Source organism: Micromonospora sp. WMMA1996 (genome assembly GCF_002573675.1).
Classification (GTDB): Bacteria; Actinomycetota; Actinomycetes; order Mycobacteriales; family Micromonosporaceae; genus Micromonospora; species Micromonospora sediminicola.
This window is the reverse complement of sequence record NZ_PDHU01000008.1, coordinates 23305-37807: the sequence shown is the minus strand read 5'-3', so window position 1 is coordinate 37807 and position 14503 is coordinate 23305. Positions and strand designations below refer to the sequence as shown.

Below are 14503 nucleotides of genomic sequence, written 5' to 3'. Positions count from 1 at the left end.
GGGCGCGCAGCCCGGTGTAGTCGGCCACGTGACCGGCGGCCTCCTCGGTCAGCCGGCGCAGGTCGCCCACCACGTCGGTGGCCTCCGCGTATGACACGCGGGGGCCCGACTTGCCCAGCGCCCCCGCGGTCGCGGCGGCCAGATCCCAGTCCACGAACTGCGCCATGAACCCACCGTACCCGCGCCGCGACACCCCCACCCGGGCTCGCGTCGGCCGATCGACGTCGGTCGGTCAGCGGCAGCCGCAGCCGGCCAGCGCGGAGGTGATCCGGTCGAGCGCCTGCCGGGTCTCGTCCAGCGAGCCCTGCGTCCGGTCGGTGAGCACGGCGAAGGTGAGCAGCCGCCCGTCGGCGGTGAGGACTGTCCCGGCGATGGCGTTCACCCCGGTCAGCGTGCCCGTCTTGGCCCGCACCACACCGGCCCCGGCGGCGGTGGCGGCCGCCCGGTAGCGCTCGTCGAGCGTGCCGGACCAGCCGCCGACCGGCAGCCCACCGAAGATCGCCGCCAGCTCCGGGGGCTGCCGTTCCCGGCGAGCGTGATCAGCTCGGTGAGCAGGGACGGGCTGATGCGATTGGTGCGCGACAGCCCGCTGCCGTCGGCGAGGCTGATCTCGCCGGCCGGCAGTCCCAGCTCGCCGAGCACCTGGTCGGTGGCGGCGGCACCCCCGGTGAACGAGCCGGGCTTGCCCTTGGCCAGCGCCACCTGGCGGGCCATCGCCTCGGCGATCACGTTGTCGCTGTCGCTGATCATGATGTCGACCAGCCGGATCACCGGCAGGGACTCGACCTTGCCCAGCTCGGTGCCGGGCGCCGGGCCGGCCGACCCGGAACCCCCGGCGGTCGGCGCCGCGCCCCGGGTCACCTGGGCGGCGCCACCGGTGAGCCCGAGCAGCTTGGCGAACTGCCGGCCGGCGGTCAGGTCCGGCTGGGGCACCCGCTCGGCGGCGTGGTTGGTCTCCTCGGCGGTGCGCCGCGCCAGCGCCGGGTCCTTGCGGGCGCCGTCGGTCATCAGCGCGGTGATCGCCGCGCCGAAGCCGCCGGTGGGGATGTCGGCGTCCCAGCCGGGCTCGAAGACCGGACCGCTGAACAGCGACGAGTCGACGATCACCTTGGTCGGTGCGGTGCCGCCGAGCGCGTCGCGCACCTGGGCGGCCAGGTCGTCCAGCCGGGCCGCGCCCGGGTAGAAGCCGTTCTTGTCCACCGCGAGCGTGGGGTCGCCGCCACCGACCAGCACCACCTCGCCGGGGTTCGGGCCGGCCACCGCGCGGGTGGGGATCCGGTAAGCCGGGCCACGCGCCGCGAGCACCGCGACACCGGTGGCGAGCTTGGTCACCGAGGCGGGCACGGTCGGCGCGTCCGGTCCCTTGCCGTAGAGCGTCTCGCCGGTGGCCACGTCCGCCACCGAGACGTTCACCCGGTCGCCGAGCGCGGCGGCGCCCACCAGCGGTTCCAACGCGGCTCGGATCCCGGCCTCGGTGGGCAGCGGCGCGTTGCCGTCGGGGCCGGCGAGCACGGCCGGCGGGTCCGGCTCGGGCGGCGCGGCGGTGGCACCGGACGGGGTGGCCTCGCCGCCCAGCAGACGGGCGACCGGACCCGGGCGGAGCACCGCCAGCCCGGCCACCGCGAGGACCAGCACCAGCACGCCCGCCAGCGCCGCGACCAGGCGGCCACGACGGCGGCGCGGCGGAACGGCGGGCGGGGGCGGCGGCGGGGCGGCGCCGACCGGCGGGACCGGCGGGCTCACCGGGATCGGACCCGGCGCGCCGGGCCAGCTCACCGGGGCCGCCGCCGGGTCGCCGGTCGGGGTGACCCGGGCCGATCCGCTGGCCGGGGCCGGACGATGGGGAACGTTGGCGCCGGGGACGGACACCCGCCCGGTGGCTCCACCGGAACCGGATCCGACGGACCGTCGCCCGTCAACCCCCTCGGGGCGGTAGTGTGAATCTTCCCTCCCCACGGCCCCCTCCTCCCCGCTCGAAATCACCTTGGGTGACACTACTTCGGTCCGAACACTATGCGGCGGCCGGAGCCGGCGGGGGGCGTTCACCCGTGCGGGCGGCGAGCCGCTGGTTTCCGTTAGCCAGCGTGGGCAAACGAGGGAGCGTGGGAAATGGATTTCGACGTCACGGTTGAGATCCCCAAGGGTCACCGCAACAAGTACGAGGTGGACCACGCGACCGGCCGGATCCGGCTGGACCGCACCCTCTTCACCTCCACGCAGTACCCGGCCGACTACGGCTTCATCGAGGGCACCCTGGGCGAGGACGGCGACCCGCTGGACGCGCTGGTGCTGGTGCCCGAGCCGACCTTCCCCGGCTGCCTGATCCGCTGCCGCACCATCGGCATGTTCCGGATGACCGACGAGAAGGGCGGCGACGACAAGGTCCTCTGCGTCCCCTACGAGGACCCGCGCCAGGAGCACCTGCGGGACATCCACCACCTGGGCGAGTTCGACCGCCTGGAGATCCAGCACTTCTTCGAGGTCTACAAGGACCTGGAGCCGGGCAAGTCGGTCGAGGGCGCGACCTGGGTCGGCCGGGTCGAGGCCGAGGCCGAGATCGCCGCGTCCTACCGGCGCGCCAAGGAGGCCGAGGAGCGCGGCGAGACGCTGCACTGACGGTCAGGTTTCTCGAACGGCCCGGGTCGCACGTCGCGATCCGGGCCGTCGCGTACTCAGGCGAGCAGGCCGCGGGCCCGGTCGTAGAGATCGAGCACCGCGCAGGCCACCGGGACCACCGCGACCACCAGGGCGGTGTCGGTCAGGTCGGCCAGCCGGCCGAGGTACGGGGACACCGGTCGCCGGGCGTACGTGGCGCCGGCGGTCACCGCCACCAGGGCCAGGGCCAGCCCGCCGACGGTCAGCGCGAGTCGCCCGCCCGGACCGGCCCGTTCCGCCAGCACCGCGCCGAGCAGGGCGTACCCGGCGAGCCCGGCGACGACGGCCGGCAGCCGGTGCCGCACCGCCACGAAGAGCCGGGAGCGCAGCAGCAGCACCCCGCTGCCGACGGCGACCAGCAGCCATGCGGCGGTCCCGCCGACCGCGACGAGCACCCCGATCGCGCCGACGGCCAGCGCGGCGTGCCCGAGCAGCATCCCGGTCAGCACCTCCTCGGCGCGGGCCACGGCGGCGTGCACCCGTCCCCGGTCGGGCAGGTCACGGGTGCCGGCGGGAGCGGGCAGGGTGAGCGGCGGCAGCGGCAGCTTGCCGACCCGGATGGCCAGCAGCGGCAGCCCGCCGAGCGCGAAGACCAGGACGGCGAGCAGCACGGCCGCGGTGCCGGCCGGCGTCAGCAGCAGCCCACCGAGCGCGGCCACCGCCCCGGCCGCGCCCACTGTCACGCCGGCCACGAAGACCCGGGACCGGCTGGCCACCCCGAGCAGGCCGAGCACCGCCACCAGCAGCAGCGCCACCGAGCCGACGAGCAGTTCGGGGGCGCCGATCCAGCGAAGCCCGGGGATCGGACCGACCGGGTCGCCCGAGCCGACCGCCAGCGCGCCGGCCGTCGCCGCCCAGGGCAGCGCATACCCGCCGAGGGTGGCGCCGACCGGGCCGTCCCCGTACGCCCGGGACGCGGCGGTGGCGGCGAGCACCAGGATCAGGGCGACCGCGGCGGCGACCGGCCAGTCCCGGCCCCCGGCGCCGGCGCCGGCGGTCAGCACGGCAACCAGCCCGACGGCCAGCGGCACGCCGGCCCCGGCCAGCGCGGCGGCCCGGGTGGCCGGGGCGGACCAGGCGGCGCCCCGGCGTCGGGCCCCGTCGACGATCGCCTCGACCACGTCGTCGTACTCCAGTTCGGGCCACTCGGCGCGGGCCGGCACGAGGTGCAGCACCTCGCCGTCCCGGACGCCCTGCGGCAGCAGCGCCTGGGCGGTGGCGAGCACCGCGCCGTCGGTGCGGCGCAGCAGCCAGCCGCCGTGCCGTTCCCCGTCGTCGGCCAGCCCTTCGCCGGCGTGCCGCAGCACCTCGGGCAGCAACTCGGCCAGGGGGACCTGCTCCGGCAGGGCCACGTCGACGCGGCGCCGGGGCGCGCTGATGGTGACCCGGGCAAGGCCGCTTGTCATCGACGTATCTCCATCCCGGACCGGATCGGTGGCTGACGGACGACAGGACTTTACCTACTATGAGCCAGGCTCGGGTTACCGAGAGCCATGGGAGGATCGTTGTCCACTGTCGTCATCAAGCGGCCGCCGCGCCGCCCGGCCCCGGAGATCCCGGTCGGCGAGCTGCCCGTCGAGGCGCCGCCGGAGATCCCGGTGGCGACCGGGGGGCGCTGGCAGCAGGCGTTGATGGTGCTGCCGATGCTCGGCGGGACGGTGGCCATGGCGATGATGTTCGGCCGGGGCGGCGGGGCCTACTCGTACGCGGTGGGCGGCATGTTCGGGCTCTCCTCGCTGGCCATGCTGGTGACCACCTGGGGCAGCGCCGGCCCGAAGAAGTCCGAGCTGATGGCCGCCCGCCGGGAATACCTGCGCCACCTGGCCACGCTGCGCCGCCGGGTCCGGGAGACCGCCGGCGCCCAGCGGGCCGGGCTCTCCTACCGCCACCCCGAGCCGGGCCGGCTCTGGTCCACGGTGGACAGCCACCGGGTCTGGGAGCGCCGGCCGGCCGACCCCGACTTCGCCGTGGTCCGGGTCGGTGTCGGGCCGCAGACGCTGGCCACGCCACTGGTTCCGCCGGTCACCCGGCCGCTGGAGGAGCTGGAGCCGATGACGGCCGGGGCGCTGCGGCGCTTCCTGGACGCGTACTCGGTGGTGCCGGACCTGCCGGTGGCGCTGTCGCTGCGCAGCTTCGCCCGGGTCTTCGTGCGCGGTCCGGCGGGCCCGGTGCGCGGGGCCGGCTCGCCCGCCGCGCAGGCCCTGGCCCGGGCGGTGCTCACCCAGCTCGCGGTCTTCCACGCCCCGGACGAGCTGCTGGTCGCGGTCTGCGCCGGGCCGGAGCGCCGGGACCGGTGGGAGTGGGTGAAGTGGCTGCCGCACGCCCACCATCCGACGCGCACCGACGCCCTGGGCGCGGTGCGCCTGGTCACCAGCTCCGCCGCCGACCTGGAACGGCTCCTCGCCGACGTGCTCGGCAGCCGGTCCCGGTTCAGCCCGCACGGCCCGGCCACGGACGGGCCGCACGTGGTCGTGGTGCTCGACGGCGGCGACCTGACCGGCGCCGCCGACCTGGCCGGCGACGGCGGCATCGACGCGGTCACCGTGCTCGACCTGGACACCCCGCCCCCACGGCTGCTCGACCGCTACGCGCTGCTGCTCGACCTGATCGACGGCCGGCTGCACTCGCACTCCGTGGAGGGGCACGCCGAGGTCGGCGCCGCCGACGCGCTGCCGGCGGCCGACGCCGAGGCGGTGGCCCGGCGACTCGCGCCGCTGCGGCTGGCCGGCACGGTACGCGGGCCGGACGCGCCGCCCGGCGCCGAGCCGGGCCTGCCCGAGCTGCTCGGCCTCGGCGACCCGGAGGGCTTCACCGCCGAGCAGGGGTGGGCGGCCCGGGCCGCGCGGGACCGGCTGCGGGTGCCGATCGGGGTGGGCGCCGACGGCGGGGCGATCGACCTCGACCTGAAGGAGTCGGCGCAGGACGGGATGGGGCCGCACGGCCTGCTGATCGGCGCCACCGGCTCGGGCAAGTCGGAGCTGCTCCGCACGCTCGTGCTCGGCCTGGCCGCCACGCACAGCTCCGAGCAGCTCAACTTCGTGCTCGTCGACTTCAAGGGCGGAGCCACGTTCGCGCCGTTCGAGCGGTTGCCGCACACCGCCGCCGTGATCACCAACCTGGCGGACGCGCTGCCCCTGGTCGACCGGATGGTGGACGCGATCAACGGGGAGCTGATGCGCCGGCAGGAGCTGCTGCGCCGGGCGGGCAACTTCGCCAGCGTGCGCGACTACGAGCGGGCCCGGGCGGCCGGCACCCCGCTGGCCCCGCTGCCGTCGCTGCTGCTGATCTGCGACGAGTTCTCCGAGCTGCTCTCCGCCAAGCCCGACTTCATCGACCTGTTCGTGCAGATCGGGCGGCTGGGTCGGTCGCTCGGGGTGCACCTGCTGCTGGCCAGCCAGCGGCTGGAGGAGGGCCGGCTGCGCGGGCTGGACACCCACCTGTCCTACCGGATCGGCCTGCGCACGTTCTCCGCGCTGGAGTCCCGGACCGTGCTCGGCGTGCCGGACGCGCACGAGCTGCCCCGCACCCCGGGCCACGGCTACCTGCGCTCCGGCACCGACCCGCTGGTCCGGTTCAAGGCCGCGTACGTCTCCGGGACGGTCCGCCGCCGCCCCGGCCCGGCGGGTACGGCCGGCGCCGGGAGCCCTCGCGTGCTCGCCTTCTCCAGCCACCTGGTCCCGGTGCCCGAGCCGGCCGCGCCGGCGGCCCTCCCGGCCGAGGAGGAGACCGGCGGGACCCTGCTCGACCTGCTGGTGGACCGGCTGGCCGGGCAGGGCCCGCCGGCACACCAGGTGTGGCTCCCCCCGCTGGACGCCTCGCCGACGCTCGACGAGCTGCTCGGCGCGATCGGGAGCGACCCGGTGCGCGGGCTGACCGTGGCCAACCCGGAGCTGCACGGCGCGTTGCAGGTGCCGGTGGCCGTGGTGGACAAGCCGTTCGAGCAGCGGCGGGACCTCTTCTGGCTGGCCCTCGACGGCGCGGCCGGGCACGTCGGGGTGGTCGGCACCACCCGCAGCGGCCGGTCCAGCCTGCTGCGCACGCTGGTCTGCGCGCTCGCCCTCACCCACACGCCGGCCGAGGTGCAGGTCTACTGCCTCGACCTCGGCGGCGGGACGCTCGGCGCGCTGCGCGACCTGCCGCACGTCGGCGGGGTGAGCGGGCGCACCGACGGCACCGCGGTCCGCCGGACCGTCGGCGAGGTCGTCAACGTGCTCGTCGAGCGGGAGCGGCGCTTCACCGAGTCGGGGGTGGAGTCGATGGCGGCCTGGCGTCGGCGACGGGCCGCGGGCGGGCCGGGCGGCGCCGACCCGTTCGGGGACGTGTTCCTGGTGGTCGACGGCTGGAACACGCTGCGCGGCGAGTACGAGGACCTGGAGCCGCTGGTCACCGAGCTGGCCACGCGCGGCCTCGCGTACGGGGTGCACGTGGTGGCGACCGCGCTGCGCTGGTCGGACTTCCGGCCGGCGATCCGCGACCTGTTCGGCTCCCGGCTGGAGCTGCGCCTCGGTGATCCGGCCGACTCGGCGGTGGTCAAGCGGGCGCTGGCGGCGACCGTGCCGGAGGAGCGGCCGGGGCGCGGGATCACCGCCGGCGGGCTGCACTTCCTCACCGCCGAACCGCGGGCCACCACCCTGGGCGCCGAGACCGGCGACCTGGTCAAGGCGGTCGCCGGCGCCTGGGCCGGTCCGGTGGCGCCCCGGGTGCGGCTGCTCCCGCCGGTGCTGCCGTACGCCGAACTGGACCAGACCTCGACCACCGGGCTGGCGTTCCCGGTGGGGGTGGCCGAGGCGGACCTGTCCCCGGTGGTGCTCGACTTCGCCACCGAACCCAACTTCGTGGTGTTCGGCGACGCCGAGTGCGGCAAGTCCTCGTTCCTGCGCGCGCTGGCCACCTCGATCGTCCGCCGGTTCACCCCGGAGCAGGCCCGGGTGATCCTGGTGGACTACCGGCGCAGCCTGATGGGCACGATCGACACGCCGCACCTGATCGGGTACGGCACGGCCGCGCCGCACACCACCGAGCTGATCGAGTCGGCGGCCGGCTACCTGCAGGGGCGGCAGCCCGGTCCCGGGGTGACGCCAGCCGAGCTGCGCGCCCGGTCCTGGTGGACGGGGCCGGAGCTGTTCGTGCTGGTGGACGACTACGACCTGGTGGCCGGCGGGCCGAGCAACCCGTTGCGCGCGTTGGAGGAGCACCTCCCGCACGCCCGGGACGTCGGGCTGCACCTGGTGCTGGCGCGGCGCTCGGGCGGCGCCGGCCGGACGTCGTACGAGCCGGTCATCCAGCGGCTGCGGGAGCTGTCCACGGCCGGGCTGGTGATGTCGGGCGGCCCGGAGGAGGGGCCGCTCGTCGGTCAGGTGAAGGCCGGCCCGCTGCCCCCGGGACGGGCCCGTCTGGTCACCCGCCGTGAGGGCGTACGTCTGGTGCAGTTGGCCCATCTTCCGCCCGGGTGACCGGGCGTGCGGAGTTGCCCCGTGACGGTCGGGACAACCGGTAATCTCCGAGCAGCATGTGTCGGACGCGACGGAATGGCTGGGGAATGTGACCAGGGAACGGCAGGGAGCTCCCGGCGTGCCATCCCGGCGTCTCACCGCACGGGTGCTGCTCGCCGCGGTGTCGGCGCTGGCCGTCGCGGGCGGCCCGCTCGCGCCACCGGCGCACGCGACAGCGGCTGTCCCCGTCGCCCGTCCGCTGCCGGCCCGGGCCCCCGACGCGGTGGTCCGCACCGACCAGGTCCGCGACGAGCAGTGGCAGTTGGCGGAGTTGCGGGCGAAGACCGCCTGGCGCACCTCGACCGGTCGCGGCGTGGTGGTCGCGGTGATCGACTCCGGTGTGGACGGTTCGCATCCGGACCTGGCCGGGCAGGTGCTGCCCGGCCTCGACCTGGTCGACCCGGACGGCGCGGGCGGGCCGGACCCGGTCGGGCACGGCACCACGGTGGCCGGGCTGATCGCCGGGCGGGCCGACGACGACCGGGGCGTGGTGGGGCTGGCGCCGGATGCCCGGATCCTCCCGGTCCGCGTGCTGGACGCCGAGAACCGGTACGACGACGCGCTGATCATCGCGAAGGCCGTGCGGTGGGCGGTGGACAACGGCGCCCGCGTGATCAACCTGTCGCTCGGCGGCGGCGGTGACAGCCCGGCCCTGGCCGCGGCGCTCGACTACGCGTTCGCGCGCGACGTGGTGGTGGTCGCCTGCACCGGCAACCTGGCCACGTCGACCAGCACCAAGGTCTGGTACCCGGCCCGGGAGCCGGGCGTGCTGGCGGTGACCGGGCTGGACCGCAACAGCGAGAACCTCTGGTCCGGCTCGGTCACCGGCCGCGAGACCATCCTCAGCGCCCCGGCCACCGCCCTCTACGGCGCCCGGCAGCAGGGCGGCTACTGGCGGGTGCAGGGGACGAGCTTCGCCGCGCCGCTGGTCGCCGCGACGGCTGCCCTGGTCCGGGCCCGCTATCCGCGGATGCCGGCCGGGGACGTGGTGAACCGGCTGATCAGCACCGCCCGGGATCTCGGCCCGACCGGACGGGACGACCGGTTCGGCTTCGGCATGGTGGATCCGGTGGCCGCGCTCACCGCCGACGTGTCGCCGGTGGGGCGCAACCCGCTCGACGACAACGCCTCCCCGGGGGTGGTGGGCTTCGGGCCGGCACCCGGCGAGGGCCGGGACAGCCGGGCGGCGGGCGCGGGGCAGGGCGGTGATCCGCTCGGCCCAACGCAGAAGTCCGGGTGGTCGGCCCGCCCGGCCGGGCAGGCCGACGACTCCGCGCCGGAGCGGTTGTGGACCGGGCTGGCGTTGTTCGTCGCCCTGGTCACCGGCACCGCGCTGATGGTGCGCCGGTTCCGGCAGACCCGTCGCTGAGCGGCCGGTCTGATCGGGCCGTGCCCTGGGTAGTGAACGGCGCATGAACACCACCGGTCCGACGTCCACGCGGGAGCGGTCCTGGCGGGCCCGTCGCCTCGACCCCGACCACTCGCTGGGTCTCCGGCTCACCCTGGCCGCCACCGCGGCCTTCCTGGTGCTCGTGCCGTTCGCCCTGCTCGCGCTGCTGGTGCTGGGCGCCTGGCCGCCGCTGCTCCGACTGGACGCGTCGGTCACCGACACGTTCCACGGCTACGCGGTGGACCATCCGGCCTGGGTCCACGTGATGACCGTGTGGACCCACGCGCTGGGGCCGGGTCCGTTGCGGGTGGCCGCCGCGGTGGTGGTGGTCTGGCTGCTGCGTCGCGGCGCGCCCCGGCTGGCCGTGTGGGTGGTCGCCACCATGCTGGTCGGTGGGCTGCTCGGCGCGTTGCTGAAGCTGCTGGTCGGGCGGGACCGGCCGGAGCTGCTGGACCCGGTGGCGCGCGCGGCGGGCTACTCCTTCCCGTCCGGTCACGCGTTGAACGCGGCGCTGGCGGCCGGGGTGTTGCTGCTGGTGTTCCTGCCGTTCGCCCGGGACAGCCGGGCCGGTCGGGTCGCGCTGTGGACGGCCGCCGCGCTGGTCATGGTGGTCACCGGGCTGAGCCGGATCGCGTTGGGCGTGCACTGGACCAGCGACGTGGTGGGCGGCTGGGTGCTCGGGGTGGCCGTGGTGGCCGCCACGGCGGCCGGCTTCGCGACGTGGCGCACCTCGACCGGCCGGCGGACCACGCGTCCGCTGCGCGAGGGGATCGAGCCGGAGCTGGCCGAACCGGGGCCGGACGACCCACGGGCGTAGTCCGGCGCGGATCTGGGTAGATGGCGGCCCATGTCCGATGTCGTGGTCCGGGTCACCCGGCGGGTCCTGCTGCCGCTGGCGCTGCTGTTCGCTCTCATGGTGGGGCTGGGACTCCTGGTCACCCGGGTCCTCGCGCACACCTGGCCGTTCACCGTGGAGGACGCGGTCAACCGCGAGCTGGCGGCCGACCGGACGGGGGGCTGGAACGACGTGTCGCTGGTCTTCAGCACGTTGGCCAGCACCCAGATGATCGTCGTGGTGACCGTGCTGGCCGCGCTGGTGCTGCGGTTGGTGCTGCACCGCTGGCGGGAGCCGCTCTTCCTCTGCGCGGCGGTGAGCGCCCAGGCGTTGATCTTCCTCTTCACCACCATGGTCATCGACCGGAACCGCCCGGCCGTCGAGCACATGGACGCGTCCCCGCCGACGTCCAGCTTCCCGTCCGGGCACACGTCCGCCGCGACCGCGCTCTACGTCGGCCTCGCGGTGCTGCTGGCGCTGCGGGCGCGCAGCACCCCGGCCAAGGTCACCTGGTGGGCGCTGCTGGTGCTGGTGCCGGTCGGGGTGGCGCTGACCCGGATGTACCGGGGCATGCACCACCCCAGCGACGTGGTGGCCTCGTTCCTCAACGGCGGGACCTGCGTGGCGATCATGGCGCGCGCGGTGCTCGACCGCACGCTGACCTGGGGGCGCGCGAAACTGCCGCTCAATCGGTCGGGCGACGACGTGGCCCCGGCCGGCGCGCCGGCAGGCGGCTGAACCCCGCGCCGCCCGGCCGCCGTCGGCCCCGCTCAGGTGCAGTCGCCGGTGCCCACTCCCCGGGTACGCTCCGCGCCCGCCAACGCCACCGACCGCGCCTCGGCCGCGGTCACCGCGAAACCGGTGTTCGGGTCGTCCGCGGCCGCCGCGAAGATCACCCCGAGCACCAGCCCGTTCGACGAGACCAGCGGTCCGCCGGAGTTGCCGCTGCGCACCAGCGCCCGGATGGTGTAGATCTCCCGGGTCACGTCACCGGCGGAGTAGATGTCCGGCCCGGTGATCCGGTCGACGTCGCGGACCCGGGCCGGGCGGGCGTCGTACGGGCCGTCGAGCGGGAAGCCGAGCACGATCGCGTCCGCCCCGCTGCCCGCCTCGCCGGCGGCGAAGCGCAGCGACGGCCCGGGCAGGCCGGGCACGTAGAGGACGGCCAGGTCGCGGTTCGGGTCGTAGACGACCACCTCGCCGTCGTACCGCTCGCCGCGCAGCTCCACCGCCACCGAGCGGGTGCCGGCCACCACGTGCGCGTTGGTCATCACCCGGTCGTCCGCGTAGACGAAGCCGGAACCCTCGATCCGGCGCGAGCAGCTCGGCGCGGAGCCGAGCACCTTAACCACGGACCGCTTGCTGTTCTGCACCACCTGCGAGTTGGCCAGCGCCGGGTCGGGTGGGGACACCTGCCGGGCGGTGGTGCGGTCCAGCCCGTTGAACACGTCGGGGAAGCCGTTGGTGTCGACCGTGTCGCGCAGCGCCGTGGACAGTTCCTGCGCCTGGTCGGGCAGCACCCGGTCGACGACGGTGAGCAGCGCGCTGTTCTTGACCGAGGCGGCCAGCCAGGGCACCGAGGAGGAGCCCAGCGGCACCGCGACGAGCCAGGCCACCAGCATGACCGCGATGACGGAGATGAACGCGCCGCCGACGTCGTCGATCTTCTTCCCGGCCGGCCCGGTGATGGCCGCGCGCAGGTTGGAGCCGAGCCAGCCGGCCAGCGCCTGCCCCAGCACGGCGAGCCCGAAGATCGCCACCAGGGAGATCAGCACCCGGGTGCCGCTCGCCGCGAACTGCTGGGCGATCAGCGGGCCGATCTGGAGGCCGAGCAGCGCGCCCAGGAAGAACCCGGAGAACGACAGGGCCCCGATGACGAAGCCCTGGCGGTATCCGCTGATCGCGAACACGAGCATGAGCAGGAGCAGGACGAGATCCACGGCGGACACGCCCCAAGGGTACGGGCACCGGGCCCACGGGAGGCTCAGCGCTCGCTGAACGTGACCTGAGGGTGCGCCCGGGTGATCAGCGCACCCGCGTCTCGTCCGCCGCGTCGGTGCCGGCCGACGGGGCGGGGGTGGCGCCCACCGGCGGCAACTCCACCACCCGGCTGCGGGGCCACGGCCGGGCCCAACCGCCCATCTGCAACAACGTGTCGATCACACCGGCGGTGAAGCCCCAGACCAGCATGCCGCGCACCGAGAAGGCGGGGCCGATCCAGCCGCTGGGATGGCGTACCCGCATGCGGTTGTCGGGGTCGACCAGCTCGGCGACCGGGAGCCGGGCGACGTGCGCGACCTCGGCCGGCTCGCGCGGGTGCACCGGGTGCGGCTCGTGCCACCAGGCGAGCACCGGGGTGACCACGAAGTCGCTGACCGGGATCCAGAGCCGGGGCAGCTCGGCCAGCACGGTGACGCTCCCCGGGTCGAGGCCGACCTCCTCGTTCGCCTCGCGCAGCGCGGTGGCGCGGGCGTCGGCGTCCTCCGGGTCGGCGGCGCCGCCGGGGAAGGCGGGCTGCCCGGCGTGGTTGCGCAGCGTCGCGGCGCGCTGGAGGACCAGCACGTCCGGCCCGGCGTCGGGTTCCTCGCCGAGCAGCACCAGCACGGCGCTCTCCCGACCCCCGCTGTCCGGGGTGACGATCCGGGTGAAGTCCTCCGCCCGGGCGGTGCCCAGCCGGCCCAGCAGCGGGTCGATCCACGCGGGCGGCCTGCGGGTCACACCGTCACCCCGAGATGGGTGCGGACCAGCTTCGCGAGCCGGTCGTCGTCCAACGCGCCGGTCGCGTCGACGTGCCGGATCCGGCCGTCGGCGTCGACCAGGACGGTCAGCGGGAAGGCGTTGCGTTCGAGCGCGCGCTGGAACGCGTCGCCCTGGTCGACGAGCATGGGGAAGCCGACGCCGAAGTCCTCGCCGATGGACTGCGCGCCACCGCGGCTGTCCCGGCTGTTCACGCCGATGACCTGGAACCGCCCGTCGGCCCGCTCGCTGAGCCGTTGGAAGGCGGGCAGCTCCTTGCGGCACGGGGCACACCAGGACGCCCACACGTTGATCACCGCCGGGCCCTTGACGTCCCGCACCCGCACCGGCGCGCCGCCGGTGAAGCAGTTGAGGGTCAGGTCGGGCAGCGCGACGCCGGCGGCGCCGGTCGGTGCCGGGGCGGCCGACGCGGGCGCGACGGTCAGCGGGGCGCAGTCGGCGAACGGCGACGGACGCTCGGCCCGGGTGGCCGGCGCCGGGCCGGCCGGCTCCTCGGCCGTGGCGGTGCAGCCCGCCGCCGCGAGCAGCAGCGGGACGAGCAGGTAGGCGAGCCGGCGCGTCACGGCACGTCCGCCGCGGCCGCCTGCTGCGGCACCAGGTCGGGGTCGAGGCCGACGGCGACCGCCAGGTCCCGCGCGCGGGGGCCCTTCAACAGCTTGGCCGCGGCCGCCGGCTCGGTCGGCCCGGTGCCGTACGCGGGGCAGAGCTTCGCCAGCGTGCACGCGCCGCAGGCGGGCTTGCGGGCGTGGCAGACCCGGCGGCCGTGGAAGATGATCCGGTGCGACAGCATCGTCCAGTCGCGCTTCGGGTAGAGCGCGCCGATCGCATGCTCGATCTTGACCGGGTCGGTCTCGGTGGTCAGCTGCCACCGCTGCACCAGCCGCTGGAAGTGGGTGTCGACGGTGATGCCGGGGACGTCGAAGGCGTTGCCGAGGATCACGTTCGCGGTCTTGCGCCCGATCCCGGGCAGCGTCACCAGGTCGACCAGCTTGCCCGGCACCTCGCCGTCGTAGCGCTCGCAGAGCGCGCGGCCCAGGTTGATCAGGGAGCTGGTCTTGTTGCGGTAGAACCCGGTGGGCCGGATCAGCTCCTCCAGCTCGCCCCGGTCCGCCCCGGCGTAGTCGGCGGCCGTGCGGTAGCGGGCGAACAGCTTCGGCGTGACCTCGTTGACCTTCTTGTCGGTGCACTGGGCGGAGAGGATCGTGGCGACGGCCAGCTCCAGCGCGTTGGAGTGGTCGAGTTCACAGTGCGCGTCGGGGTGGGTCTCGGTCAGCACCCGACCGATCCGGCGGGCGCGACGCGTACGACCGAGGTCGGTCTCGGGAGAGCGCGTGGTCACGCCGGCCAGCCTACGTCGCGGGGCCGACGCTCCGG

At 75.6% G+C, this 14503-nt stretch carries 10 protein-coding genes and 2 pseudogenes; 5 read left to right on the top strand and 7 right to left on the bottom strand.

Features of this window, described 5'->3' with window-relative positions:
* Positions 1–166: pseudogene (locus COO58_RS28625) on the bottom strand (zinc-dependent metalloprotease); the annotation flags it as partial.
* A gap of 66 nt (positions 167–232) precedes the next feature.
* A pseudogene (gene dacB, locus COO58_RS28620) lies at positions 233–1662 on the bottom strand (D-alanyl-D-alanine carboxypeptidase/D-alanyl-D-alanine-endopeptidase).
* 447 nt (positions 1663–2109) lie between these two features.
* Between dacB and COO58_RS28615 the strand changes: the two are divergent.
* The gene (locus COO58_RS28615; protein WP_013288994.1) at positions 2110–2616 is read left to right on the top strand and encodes an inorganic diphosphatase; all 507 of its coding nucleotides are present in this window, start codon (positions 2110–2112) and stop codon (positions 2614–2616) included.
* 56 nt (positions 2617–2672) lie between these two features.
* On the opposite strand, the gene eccD is transcribed toward COO58_RS28615, so the two are convergent.
* Positions 2673–4061 (bottom strand): type VII secretion integral membrane protein EccD, encoded by a 1389-nt coding sequence (gene eccD, locus COO58_RS28610; protein ID WP_098747588.1) that lies wholly within the window; start codon positions 4059–4061, stop codon positions 2673–2675.
* A gap of 99 nt (positions 4062–4160) precedes the next feature.
* Here eccD and eccCa point away from each other — a divergent pair, with 99 nt between their 5' ends.
* From eccCa to COO58_RS28590, 4 genes are all read left to right on the top strand, one after another.
* Positions 4161–8108, top strand: a complete 3948-nt coding sequence (eccCa, locus tag COO58_RS28605) for a type VII secretion protein EccCa (RefSeq protein WP_098748023.1) — start codon at positions 4161–4163, stop codon at positions 8106–8108.
* A gap of 88 nt (positions 8109–8196) precedes the next feature.
* Entirely contained in the window at positions 8197–9516 is a 1320-nt protein-coding gene (gene mycP, locus COO58_RS28600) for a type VII secretion-associated serine protease mycosin (RefSeq protein ID WP_176559007.1), read from the top strand.
* Between the two features lie 43 nt (positions 9517–9559).
* Entirely contained in the window at positions 9560–10354 is a 795-nt protein-coding gene (locus tag COO58_RS28595; protein WP_098748022.1) for a phosphatase PAP2 family protein, read from the top strand.
* Positions 10355–10384: 30 nt separating this feature from the next.
* Positions 10385–11110, top strand: coding sequence for a phosphatase PAP2 family protein (locus COO58_RS28590; RefSeq protein ID WP_091568615.1), 726 nt, complete (start codon positions 10385–10387; stop codon positions 11108–11110).
* 32 nt (positions 11111–11142) lie between these two features.
* On the opposite strand, the gene COO58_RS28585 is transcribed toward COO58_RS28590, so the two are convergent.
* From COO58_RS28585 to nth, 4 genes are all read right to left on the bottom strand, one after another.
* Positions 11143–12321: a MarP family serine protease gene (locus tag COO58_RS28585; protein ID WP_098748020.1), complete on the bottom strand. Its 1179-nt coding sequence runs from the start codon at positions 12319–12321 to the stop codon at positions 11143–11145.
* 76 nt (positions 12322–12397) lie between these two features.
* On the bottom strand, positions 12398–13090 hold the full coding sequence (locus COO58_RS28580) for a CoA pyrophosphatase (RefSeq protein ID WP_091568610.1): 693 nt from the start codon (positions 13088–13090) through the stop codon (positions 12398–12400).
* On the bottom strand, positions 13087–13692 hold the full coding sequence (locus tag COO58_RS28575) for a TlpA disulfide reductase family protein (protein WP_091568607.1): 606 nt from the start codon (positions 13690–13692) through the stop codon (positions 13087–13089). Before COO58_RS28575 ends, COO58_RS28580 begins: the two co-directional genes overlap by 4 nt.
* Positions 13689–14468, bottom strand: a complete 780-nt coding sequence (nth, locus tag COO58_RS28570) for an endonuclease III (RefSeq protein WP_091568604.1) — start codon at positions 14466–14468, stop codon at positions 13689–13691. The genes COO58_RS28575 and nth overlap by 4 nt, the downstream gene beginning before the upstream one ends.
* Positions 14469–14503: the final 35 nt, after the last annotated feature.